Consider the following 11,070-nt stretch of genomic DNA (forward strand, 5'->3'; position numbering starts at 1 on the left):
CCCGCAGGGCGCGACCCCGCCCCGCCCCGACGCCACCGCGGTCGGCGAGTCCCCGGACGACCCGAGCGACCCGGCACCCGCCACCGGGTCGGGGCGCTTCGGGCCACGTGGCCGCCCGCTGCGGCGCAACAGCTTCCTGCTCGGCTTCACCGGCGGGCTCGGCCTGCTCTCCGCGTACGCCCTCTATCTCGGCCTGCGCAACGCGTTCGGGATCCTGGTCCTGGTGGTGATCGCGCTCTTCCTCGCGATCGGCCTCCACCCGGCGGTGGTCCGGCTGCGCCGCTGGGGCCTGCCGCACGGCCTCTCCGTCGCGCTGGTCGCGTTCGCCGTGATGCTGCTGCTCTGCGGCGGGGTGTTCGCGCTCGTCCCGCCGATCATCACCCAGTCCGGGCAGTTCATCGAGCAGCTGCCGAACTACATCGAACAACTGCGCCGCAGCGAGACCGTCAACGACCTCGTCGAGCGGTACGACCTGGTGCAGAAGGTGCAGGGCGCGGTGAACGCGGAGACCGTGGGGCGCGCCCTCGGCGGTGTGCTCGGCGGCGCGCAACTGATCTTCGGCACCATCTTCCGCGCCCTGACCGTGCTGGTGCTGACCATCTACTTCCTGGCGTACTTCAACCGCCTGCGGGCCCTCGGTTACTCGCTGGTGCCCGCGTCTCGGCGGGAGCGGGTGCAGCTCATCGGCGACGAGATCCTCACCCGGGTCGGCGCCTACATGGTCGGCGCGCTCTGCATCGCGGTGCTCGCCGGCCTGAGCACCTTCGTCTTCGCCCTGATCGTCGGGCTGGCGTACCCGATGGCGCTGGCCGTGGTGGTCGCGGTGACCGACCTGATCCCGCAGATCGGGGCGACCCTCGGCGCGGTGATCGTGACCCTGGTCGGCTTCGCCACCGACCTCTCCGCGGGCATCGCCTGCGTGGTCTTCTTCCTCGTCTACCAGCAGGTGGAGAACTACCTCATCTACCCGAAGGTGATGCGCCGTTCGGTGCACGTGAACGAGGTGGCGGCCCTGCTCGCCGCGCTGCTCGGGGTCGGGCTGATCGGAGTGGTGGGCGCGGTGATCGCCATCCCGACGGTGGCCGCCATCCAGATCATCCTGCGCGAGGTGGTGCTGCCCCGGCAGCAGTCACGCTGACCCACCGTCGCCGTGGGGAGCCGCGCCTCGCGGCCCGCTCAGCCCGCGTGCGCCTGCGGCGGGCCCGGCACCGGCCGGTCGGCGAAGGAGGCCACCGTCCGGTCGGCGTACGCGCTGACGTCGCCGGTCTCCATCGGGCCGTCCCAGGTGGTGGGGAGCGGCACGGCGGCGGCCGGGTTGACCCGGTGGACCACCTCGTCGAGCACCCGCTCCGCGTCACCGACCCAGAGATGCTTGGCACCGGGCACCCCGACCACCTCGGCCTGCGGCACCGCCGCGAAGCGCTTCCGCGCCTCCTCCGGGCGCAGGTAGTCGTCGAACTCGGGCACCAGCGCCGTCACCGGCCGACCGGACTGCGCCCACTGGGCCAGGTCCTCCGGCTTGGAGTAGCGCAGCGGCGGGGAGAGCAGGATGGCGCCGGCGACGGCGGGGTCGCAGCCGTACTTCAGGATCAGGTCGGTGCCGAAGGACCAGCCCAGCAGCCAGATGTTCGGCAACTCGCCGAACTCGGCGTACTCGATCGCGGCGGCCACGTCGTAGCGCTCGCCGACCGCGTTGTCGAAGCTCCCCTCGCTGGTGCCCCGGAGGCTGCTGGTGCCCCGGGTGTTGAAGCGCAGCACCGCGACGTCGGCGAGCGCGGGCAGCCGCCAGGCGGCCTTGCGGAAGACGTGGCTGTCCATCATCCCGCCGTGCGTCGGCAGCGGGTGCAGGCAGACCAGGGTGGCCACCGGCTCCCGGTCGAGCGGGCGAGCCAGCTCGCCGACGAGGCGGAGCCCGTCGGCGGTGTGCAGCTCGATCTCCTCCCGCCGCGCGGGGAGGACGGAGGACGCGCGGATCGGTGTGCTCACCTGTCAAGTCTGGCGCGACGGTGTCGGCCCCGCCCGCCCGGGGAGGAAACAGCGTGATCCAGATCGCTCAGCCGTGCCGGGGCGCGCCCCGGCCGCGCTGGATCACCGGACCGCGCCGGTCCCGCGCGCCCCAGCAGGCGCGGTGCCAATGGCGGCGGTCACTCAGGTCGCCCCGGCCGTCCGCCGGCCAGGCGACCACGTGCGGCACCCCGGGACGGATCTCCTGATCACACCCGGGGCAGCGGTACGTCTTGACCGAGGAGCCCCCGCTGATCCCGCGTACCTGCCACTCGCCGTCGCGCCACTGCTGCACCGAGCCGATGCCCTGACGCGCTCGCTCGACGTCCAGGTCCGGGTTCTCGTCCCGGCGGGGACGGTTACGACGGGGACTCACGTCATCAAGCGTACGGCCGGCCGGCGGGACGCCCCGTGGGCCGGGGCCCGATCAGTTCCAGCGCTCCGGTCTGGTCAGGTCGTCGGCGACCCGCGCTCCGCCGAGCACCGTCGCCGCGTCCGCCTCGGTGAAGCCCTGGTACGGCCAACCGAAGGCGGCGACCAGGTGTGCCTTGGGGAACCCGAACAGTTCCAGCTGCGCCGCTCCGTCGCGCCGGTCGAGCTGGGCGGCCCGGTCGCCGACCATCCGGTTGCCCTGGGTACGGACCTCGGCGATGGACCGCGCGTACTGGAAGGAGATCTCCATCCGCCGGTCGCCGCTGCCCGCCACCGCCAGGCGCACGGTGAGCGCCTCGGGGAACGCGGGCGCGTCGACCGTGCAGCCGGCGAGCCGCGCGCCCGGCGGGAGCGTGGTCAACCGGACCGGCGCGGCGCAGTGGCGGGTCTCGTCGAGGCGCAATGCCCTGGCCGCGACGTCGAGCTCCGCCCCCGTCTCGGCGGTCACCGTGGCGCGGGCGTACAGACCCGGGCCGGGCCGCCAGTGCCGCACCCAGACCGGCGTGCTCCCGCGCTCGGCCGGCGCGCGGAGGGTCGCACCGGTGAAGGCGGACTCGGCGGCCAGCGTCGTCACGCCGCCCGGCAGCCCCGTGATGCCGTACTGCCGCAGCACCGCCGACGAGCGGGCCAGCTCCACGGTCACCGCGCGACCACCGCCCACATCGAGCCGGGCACCTTCCAGCCCGGGCGAGACCTCCCAGCCGAGGTACCGGGCGCGGGACCTGTCGATGCCGAAGTGCAGCGTCGCCGGGTCCGTCCCCACGAGTTCCGGCCGCTGCCCGGCAGCGGCTCCACGGGCGGGAGGCGGCACGAGGACGCCGGCCGTCGCGGTGGCGTCGGGCGTCCGCACGTCCCTCGGCGCACCGATCACGGTCAGGAGGAGACCGAACAGCGCGACCAGCCCGAGGCCGGTGCCGAGAGTCCGTCGCCGGCGCCGACGGGCCCGTCCCCCGTTCACCGCGACCGACACCAGCCGGTCGGTGTCCACGGGCCCGTCGGCGTGCTCCTGCAGGATCCGCGCGATCCGTTCGTCGAGATCGATCACGGCCGGCTCCCGTTCGTCGTCGGGAGGCCGCTGCGCTCCCGGAGGGTGGCGAGCGCCCGCATGGCGTGGGTGCGGACGGTGACCTGCGAGCAACCGAGGATCTCGGCGATCGTCGCGTCGTCGAGATCCTCGTAGTAGCGGAGCACGAGCACCGCCCGCTGGCGGTCCGGCAGGCCGGCGATCAGTCGCCACATCTCGTCCCGGTCGGCGGCCTCGCCGCCGAGGTCACCGGAGTGCGGACGGTCGACGAGGGTCGGGATGGCCAGTTCCCGGTTGGAGCGGCGTCGCCACCAGGAGTTGTGCGCGTTGACCAGCATCCGGCGCACGTAGACGTCGGGCCGGTCCGACCGGACGATCCGGCGCCAGTGGACGTACGCCCTGGTGAGTACCTCCTGCGTGAGATCTTCGGCCCGGTGCTCGTCCCCGGCGAGCAGTCGGGCCAGGCGCATGAGCGCCGGGCCGCGGCTGCTGACGTACTCCTCGAAGGTCACACCCTTCAGACGCGGTCGGGTACGCCGCCTGTTGACGCGCCTCAGCGGTGGGTGTGGTCGCGGAAGCCCCGGCCGGTCTTGCGGCCGAGGTAGCCGGCGGTGACCAGGTGCTCCAGCAGCGGCGCGGGGGCGAAGCCCGGCTCCCGCAGCTCCAGGTAGAGCTCCCGCTGGATGGCCAGCGCGACGTCCAGCCCGACCACGTCGAGCAGCTCGAACGGGCCCATCGGGTAGCCGCAGCCGAGCTTCATGGCGTGGTCGATGTCGTCCGCGGTCGAGTAGCTCGCCTCCAGCATCTTCACCGCGTCGTTGAGGTACGGGAAGAGCAGCGCGTTGACGACGAACCCGGAGCGGTCGCCACAGACGACCGAGGTCTTGCCGAGCGCGGCGCAGACCGCACGGGCGGTGGCCACGGTCTCCGGCGAGGTGCGGATGGTGCGTACCACCTCGACCAGCTGCATGATCGGGGCCGGGTTGAAGAAGTGCAGCCCGATCACGTCCGCCGGCCGCTGGGTGGCCATCGCCATCTCGATCACCGGCAGTGAGGAGGTGGTGGTAGCGAGCACGACGCCCGGCTTGCAGATCTCATCGAGGCTGGCGAAGAGGGCCTTCTTCACGCTCAGCTCCTCGACGACCGCCTCGACCACGAGGTCGACGTCGGCGAGGTGGTCGAGCGTGGCCGACCAGGTGATCCGGCCGAGGGCGCCGTCCCGCTCCTGCTCGCCGAGCTTGCCCCGGACGACGGCCTTGTTCAGCGAGGTCTTCACCGCCTCGCAGATGCTGGCGGACTTCTCCGCGCCACGGGTCACCGAGACGACCTCGTAGCCGGCCCGGGCGAAGACCTCGATGATCCCGGTGGCCATCGTCCCGGAGCCGACCACGCCGACCTTCGCGATGGCCCGGCCGCCCTCGGCGGACGCGCCCGCCGTGGCGACCGGCGTCGCCTCGTCCGGTACGACCACCGGCGATCCCGGCCGCTCGTAGGTGTAGAAGCCCCGGCCGGACTTGCGACCGAGCAGACCCGCGGTGACCATCTGCTTGATCAGCGGCACCGGCGCGTGCCGGCGGTCCCGCCCACCGCGCCGGTACATGGTGTCCAGGATCTCGTACGCGGTGTCGACGCCGATCAGGTCCATCAGCGCGAGCGGGCCCATCGGCAGGCCGCAGCCGAGCTTCATCGCGGCGTCGATGTCCTCCCGGCTGGCGTAGTTCGACTCGAAGAGGGCCACCGCGTGGTTCAGGTAGCCGAAGAGCAGGGCGTTGGCGATGAACCCGGCGCGGTCGTTGATGGTGACGTCGACCTTGCCGAGCCGGGCGCAGAGCGCCTCCACGTCGGCGACCACCTCGGCCGAGGTGACGACCGTACGGATCACCTCGACGAGCTTCATCACCGGCGCGGGGTTGAAGAAGTGGATGCCGATGACCTGGTTGGGCCGGCTGGTGGCCACGGAGATCTCGGTGACGCTCAACGACGAGGTGTTGGTGGCGAGGATGGCGTCGGGCTTGCAGACCCGGTCCAGCTCGGCGAAGATCCGCTGCTTCAGGTCGAGGTGCTCGGGGACCGCCTCGATGACCAGGTCGACCGCGTGCAGCGCGTCGAGGCCGACGGCGAACGTGACCCGGTCGAGCAGCGCGTCCCGGTCGGCCGGGTCGAGCTTGCCCTTGGCGACCGCCCGGTCGGTGGAACGGGTGAGGGTGGCCTGGCCGCGTTCGAGCGCCGCCGCGGAGATCTCGACGGCGACCACGTCGATGCCGTTGCGGGCGAAGACCTCCACGATGCCGGCACCCATGGTGCCCAGCCCGACAACGCCCACGCTGGTGAACTCGCGTGCCACGACCGGCCTCCCCAGTACGCTCCGCACGGCCACTTGAACGGCCGCTAAGGTTATGCGCGCGAGTCTGCCATGCACCGTCCGGTTGTCGAGATGCCGTGGCGTATTTCACCCAGCACGCCCGCTTCCGCACCTCGTGGTGGGGAGCGAGGCGACGCCGCCCCGTGGCGGGTCGTCAGACGGCCGCGCGGTCGGTCAGCGCCAGCAGCTCGGCGACGAACTCGGCCGGCCGTTCGAGGTGCGGACTGTGCCCGCAGCCGGGGAGCACCACCTCGCGGTACGCGCCACCCGCCGAGGCGTACCGGTCCAGCACCGCCCGGGTCTGCCCGACCATCGGCTGCGGCGGGCACTCCGCCTCGCCCGGCCAGCCGGGTACGACGCCGAGCGAGCCGAGGTACGCGAGGTCGAAGAGCGAGGTGTCCGAGACGATCACGTCGGCGTCGCCGCGTACCCAGGTGATCGGCGGCTTCGGCGCGACCGCGACCAGGTCGTCGGCGAGCCGGAGGTACGTCGGCGCGAGGGCGTTCAGCACCCCGCGCTCCCCCGGTGCGCTGCCCGGCCAGTTCACCGAGGCGACCGAGGTCCCCGGATAGTTGTCGTCCCCCGTGGCGGTCGACAGGACACTGTCGAGCAGCAACTCCTCGTCCCCGCCGAGCGACGCCGGATCCGACACGTAGGTGCCCCGGAGCACGTTGCGCGGGCTGGCCTGGGCGTCGTCGCCGCGGTCCTGGGCGGCGAGCCGCCGCACGAACTCGTGGTTGGCGGTGCCCGCGCCGGTGCCGGCGAAGTCGGGGGTGGTCGGGGTGCCGATCGCGTCGCGGGTGCCGCCGAAGCCGTACGGTGAGACGGGGGCCGCGAGCAGCAGCCCGGCCATCCGGTCGGGGTGGTCGATCAGCAGGGTCATCGCCACTCCCCCGCCGAGGGAGTGCCCCACCACCAGCGGGCGGACGTCCGGCGCGGGGAAGAGGGCCGGCTCGTCGAGCAGGGCCGCCACGTCGTCGGCGAAGTCACGCAGCCCACGGGTGGCGTCCACCGGGGCGGTCTGCGTGTGGCCGTAGCCGCGCAGGTCGGGCGCGACGATCCGTAGGGTGCCCGGCAGGCGCCGGACCAGGGGCTCCCAGAAGGTCGCGGACGAGCAGTTGCCGTGCACGAGCAGCACCGGCACCCCGTCCGGCGGACCGGCGACCCGTACCGACTGGGTGATGCCGTTCGCCGTGACGATCCGCTGCTCGGTCTCCATCCGCGGCATGCTGCCACCCGACCGGCCGGCCGTCCATGTGGCCGGCTCCCATCCCGGGCGGGCCGCGGGTGTGGCCGGTCAGCCGACTCCGGCCCGGTGACCGCGACGCGCGCCGTCAGCAGCAGGAGGGCGGCCCGACTCTCGCCGAGCCGCCGGCCTGAGCAGCGTGTCCCGGCGTTACGCGCGACCCGGCACCGCCGGCCGGTTTGCGCCGGGTCAGCGCAGCGTGTCCCGGCGTTACGCGCGACCCGGCACCGCCGGCCGTGGTGCGCCGGGTCAGCGCAGCACCGGGGGCGTCGGCAACGGCAGCGGCAACGTCGGCCGGTGGTCGCGTCGGGCCGGGCCGAACCGGAGCCCGACCGGGTCGGTACGGGCCACGCCCGGGTCGAAGAAACGCAGCTCGGTACGGCCGAGCCGGATGACGTCCCCGTCGGTGAGCTGTTCCAGCCCGCCGATCCGGCGATCGTTCAGCCAGGTGCCGTTGGTCGAGCCGAGGTCACGCAGCCAGGCGCCCTCGGGCGTGAGCCAGACCTCGGCGTGCCGCCGGCTCAGGTGCGGGTCGGCGACCGAGACGTGGGCCGCTGGGGCCCGACCGATCAACTGAGCTTCGGCTCGCAGCCGGAAGCTCGCCCCGCGCATCGGACCACCGGCGACCGTCAACAACGGCAGCAGTTCCGGAAGCTCCTCCATGGACAGTCAGCCCTCCACCCCACACCGTCACTCCCCGCATCAGCGTGCCACCAGACGGTAGTCACCTCTATGGCCGGGTGGACACCTCCGCGTCTCCGGCCGTACACCTTCCGTTGGCCGGTTCGGGCGGTGGATCGACTGTTCCATCGTGCCGCCGCGCCGGCCGCGCGGCTCGAGGGCGCGCCGACGACCCGGGCACAGCGGTCGAATCACCCCTACCGGTGAGTAATACTCGGGTCTAGACTCCCGCCATGACGGCTGTGCATGTCCCCGGCGCCCCGGTCATCGAAGACGGCCTCCTGGTCTCCACCAGCCCGGCCACCGGCGCCGAGGCCGGGCGGTTCCCGGTCGCCACCGAGGCCGACGTCACCGCGGCGGTCGCGCGTGCCGAGGCGGCCGGGCAGTGGTGGGCGTCGCTCGGCTTCACCGGCCGCCGGGAGCGGCTGCTGCGCTGGCGCGCCCTGCTCGCCCGCCGGATCGAGCAGCTCGCCGACCTGATGCACCTCGAAGGTGGCAAGCCGGTCGCGGACGGGATCGTCGAGGTCGTCACCGCCGTCGAGCACATCGACTGGGCAGCGCGCAACGCCCGCCGGACGCTCGGTCCGCGCCGCGTCCGGTCCCGGCTGATCCTCGCCGAGTTCTCCGGTCACCTGGAGTACCAGCCGTACGGGGTGGTCGGCGTGATCGGCCCGTGGAACTACCCGGTGCTCACCCCCGTCGGCTCGACGGCGTACGCGCTGGCAGCCGGCAACGCCGTCGTCCTGAAACCCAGCGAGTACACGCCCGCGGTGGGGCAGTGGCTCGTGGACACCTTCGCCGAGGTGGTGCCGGAGCAGCCCGTCCTCACCGCGGTCCACGGTCTCGGTGACGTGGGCGCGGCGCTCTGCCGCTCCGGGGTGGGCAAGCTCGCCTTCACGGGGTCCAGCGCGACCGCCCGGAAGGTGATGGCCGCCTGCGCCGAGTCGCTGACGCCGGTGCTGATCGAGGCGGGCGGCAAGGACGCCATGATCGTCGACAGCGACGCCGACCTGGACGCGGCCGCCGAGGCGTGCGTCTGGGGCGCGCTCACCAACGCCGGGCAGACCTGCATCGGCATCGAGCGGGTCTACGCCGTGGAACCGGTCTTCGACGAGTTCGTGGCGAAGGTGGTCGACCGGGCGGGCCGCCTGACCGTGGGCGCCGACGGCGCGGACATCGGCCCGATCACGATGCCCTCCCAACTGGACGTGGTGCGCCGGCACATCGACGTCGCGCTCGCCCGGGGTGGGCGCGCCGTGCTGGGCGGCGCGGACGCGGTGCAGCCGCCGTACGTGCGACCGACGGTACTGATCGACGTGCCGGAGGACTCCGCCGCCGTACGGGAGGAGACGTTCGGACCGACCCTCACCGTCAACCGCGTCCGCGACGTCGACGAGGCCGTCGGTCGCGCGAACGCCCTCGCGTACGGCCTGGGCGGCTCGGTCTTCGGCCGGCGCCGCGCGATGGCGGCCGCCCGACGGCTGCGCTCCGGCATGACCTCGGTCAACTCGACGCTGACCTTCGCCGGAATGTCCACACTGCCGTTCGGCGGCGTCGGCGACTCGGGCTTCGGCCGGATCCACGGCGCGGACGGGCTGCGCGAGTTCGGCCGGGCCAAGGCGATCACCCGGCGTCGCGCCCGCTCCCTGCTGCCCTCGATGACCTTCGAGCGCACCCCGGCCGACGTCGCCCGACTCGTGAAGGTCGTCAAGGCGATGTACGGCCGGTGACAGTCGGCGGTCCGGTGGACGCAGCGTCGAGCCGGCGCGCCCTCAGAAGAGGGTCAACTCGTCGCGCTCGATGCCGCGCAGCTTGTCGTAGTCGACGACCACGCAGCGGATGCCCCGGTCGGTGGCGAGCACCCGGGCCTGCGGCTTGATCTCCTGCGCGGCGAAGACACCGGCGACCGGCGCGAGCAGCGGGTCCCGGTTGAGCAGTTCGAGATAGCGGGTGAGCTGCTCCACACCGTCGATCTCGCCCCGCCGCTTCACCTCCACGGCGACCGTGCCCGAGTCGGCGTCCCGGCAGAGCAGATCCACCGGACCGATGGCGGTCATGTACTCCCGGCGGATCAGCGTGAAGCCCTCACCGAGCGTGCTCGGGTTGGCGGCCAGAAGCTCCTGCAGGTGCGCTTCGACGCCGTCCTTGCGCAGGCCCGGGTCCACCCCCAGCTCGTACGAGGTGTCCTGGAAGATCTCCTCGAGGGTGATCCGCAGCTCCTCGCCGGCCTTGTTGACCACCCGCCACACCCCCGGGGCCTCCTCCAGCCGGCAGGGCGGGCTCATCCAGTTCAGCGGCTTGTACGCACGGTCGTCAGCGTGGATGGAGACCGATCCGTCCGCCTTGACCATGAGCAGTCGGGTGGCCGGCGGCAGGTGAGCCGAGAGCCGTCCGACGTAGTCCACCGAGCACTTCGCAATCACCAACCGCACCCGACGAGGGTAGCGGAGGAGCCGACGATCGCTGTCGAGCGGCACTGGCGCGCCGATGGGATGCTGTGACCGTGTTCGAACTCCTCACCGGAACCGGCCTCGCCGCCTCGGCCGGACTGAACGCCTACATCCCGCTGCTCACCATGGGTCTGCTCGCCCGGTACACCGACCTGATCGACCTGCCCAGCGGCTGGGCCTGGCTCGGCGACGGCTGGGTCCTCGTCATCCTGGCGGCGTTGCTCTCCGTCGAGGTGGTCGCCGACAAGGTGCCGGTGCTCGACCACGTGAACGACGTGGTGCAGACGGTCGTACGCCCGACCGCGGGCGGTCTCGCCTTCGGCGCGGGCTCGACCGCCGAGACGGTCACGGTGAGCGACCCGGGCAACTTTTTCTCGTCCCACGAGTGGGTGCCGGTCGTGACCGGCGTGCTCATCGCGTTCGGCGTACACCTGCTGAAGTCCGCCGCGCGTCCCGTCATCAACGCGACCACCGCCGGGGTGGGCGCTCCGGTGGCGAGCACCGCCGAGGACGCGACGAGCGCCGTGGTATCGGTGGTGGCGATCCTGCTGCCGGTGCTCGTCCTGCTGTTCCTCGCCGGCCTCGTCGCCTTCCTCTTCTGGTTCCGACGCCGGCGCGCCGACCGGCGTCGAGAGCTGGAGGCGGCCCGCGCGGCCGGCTTCCGCGTCTAGCCCACGCGCCGTTCCCGTTCCGTTTCTGGCACCCGCGGTTACCCCGAGGGTGCCGCCGCTTTCGCCCATGCGACCGCTGGCCGGCACCCGGGGTTGGGGTGCCGGCCAGCGGTCGGGTCGTGCTGTGGTGCTGTGTGGTCGTGCTGTGTTGCTGTGTGGTTGTCAGCTGTTCCAGTACTGGGCGACGAGGTCGGCGGCCT

Annotated in this window: 11 protein-coding genes; 3 read left to right on the forward strand and 8 right to left on the reverse strand. The window is 72.8% G+C overall.

Going from position 1 to position 11,070, the window contains the following annotated elements; all coding sequences use genetic code 11:
* The coding region (locus E1211_RS26105; RefSeq protein WP_243709703.1) for an AI-2E family transporter at nucleotides 1–1,138 on the forward strand (1,138 nt) is incomplete at its 5' end.
* A gap of 38 nt (nucleotides 1,139–1,176) precedes the next feature.
* On the opposite strand, the gene E1211_RS26110 is transcribed toward E1211_RS26105, so the two are convergent.
* The 7 genes from E1211_RS26110 to E1211_RS26140 form a co-directional block, all read right to left on the reverse strand.
* Nucleotides 1,177–1,986, reverse strand: a complete 810-nt coding sequence (locus E1211_RS26110; RefSeq protein ID WP_132351874.1) for an alpha/beta hydrolase — start codon at nucleotides 1,984–1,986, stop codon at nucleotides 1,177–1,179.
* 67 nt (nucleotides 1,987–2,053) lie between these two features.
* On the reverse strand, nucleotides 2,054–2,380 hold the full coding sequence (locus E1211_RS26115) for a hypothetical protein (RefSeq protein WP_371686201.1): 327 nt from the start codon (nucleotides 2,378–2,380) through the stop codon (nucleotides 2,054–2,056).
* Nucleotides 2,381–2,431: 51 nt separating this feature from the next.
* Entirely contained in the window at nucleotides 2,432–3,481 is a 1,050-nt protein-coding gene (locus E1211_RS26120) for a hypothetical protein (RefSeq protein WP_132351876.1), read from the reverse strand.
* The gene (locus E1211_RS26125; RefSeq protein ID WP_132351878.1) at nucleotides 3,478–3,972 is read right to left on the reverse strand and encodes a SigE family RNA polymerase sigma factor; all 495 of its coding nucleotides are present in this window, start codon (nucleotides 3,970–3,972) and stop codon (nucleotides 3,478–3,480) included. The genes E1211_RS26120 and E1211_RS26125 overlap by 4 nt, the downstream gene beginning before the upstream one ends.
* Before the next feature lie 41 nt (nucleotides 3,973–4,013).
* Entirely contained in the window at nucleotides 4,014–5,804 is a 1,791-nt protein-coding gene (locus E1211_RS26130) for a 3-hydroxyacyl-CoA dehydrogenase family protein (protein WP_132351880.1), read from the reverse strand.
* Between the two features lie 172 nt (nucleotides 5,805–5,976).
* Nucleotides 5,977–7,050 (reverse strand): alpha/beta fold hydrolase, encoded by a 1,074-nt coding sequence (locus E1211_RS26135; RefSeq protein ID WP_207915516.1) that lies wholly within the window; start codon nucleotides 7,048–7,050, stop codon nucleotides 5,977–5,979.
* 267 nt (nucleotides 7,051–7,317) lie between these two features.
* Nucleotides 7,318–7,731, reverse strand: a complete 414-nt coding sequence (locus E1211_RS26140; protein WP_120679530.1) for an FHA domain-containing protein — start codon at nucleotides 7,729–7,731, stop codon at nucleotides 7,318–7,320.
* 251 nt (nucleotides 7,732–7,982) lie between these two features.
* On the opposite strand from E1211_RS26140, the gene E1211_RS26145 reads away from it, so the two are divergent.
* A complete protein-coding gene (locus E1211_RS26145; RefSeq protein ID WP_132351884.1) occupies nucleotides 7,983–9,479 on the forward strand; it encodes an aldehyde dehydrogenase family protein in 1,497 nt (498 codons plus the stop codon).
* A gap of 42 nt (nucleotides 9,480–9,521) precedes the next feature.
* Here E1211_RS26145 and nucS read toward each other — a convergent pair whose 3' ends face one another.
* Nucleotides 9,522–10,181 carry an endonuclease NucS gene (gene nucS / locus E1211_RS26150; protein WP_132351886.1) on the reverse strand — a complete coding sequence of 220 codons (660 nt, stop codon included), beginning with the start codon at nucleotides 10,179–10,181 and terminating at the stop codon, nucleotides 9,522–9,524.
* A 71-nt stretch (nucleotides 10,182–10,252) separates the two neighbouring features.
* Here nucS and E1211_RS26155 point away from each other — a divergent pair, with 71 nt between their 5' ends.
* A complete protein-coding gene (locus E1211_RS26155) occupies nucleotides 10,253–10,870 on the forward strand; it encodes a DUF4126 domain-containing protein (RefSeq protein WP_132351888.1) in 618 nt (205 codons plus the stop codon).
* Nucleotides 10,871–11,070: the final 200 nt, after the last annotated feature.

The sequence above is a fragment of the Micromonospora sp. 15K316 genome (assembly GCF_004348525.1).
In the GTDB taxonomy this organism is placed as follows: Bacteria; Actinomycetota; Actinomycetes; order Mycobacteriales; family Micromonosporaceae; genus Micromonospora.

Coding starts and splice junctions, on each gene's coding strand:
- E1211_RS26135 (WP_207915516.1), bottom strand. CDS start 7,050: ATGCCGCGGATGGAGACCGAGCAGCGGATCGTCACGGCGAACGGCATC.
- E1211_RS26140 (WP_120679530.1), bottom strand. CDS start 7,731: ATGGAGGAGCTTCCGGAACTGCTGCCGTTGTTGACGGTCGCCGGTGGT.
- E1211_RS26145 (WP_132351884.1), top strand. CDS start 7,983: ATGACGGCTGTGCATGTCCCCGGCGCCCCGGTCATCGAAGACGGCCTC.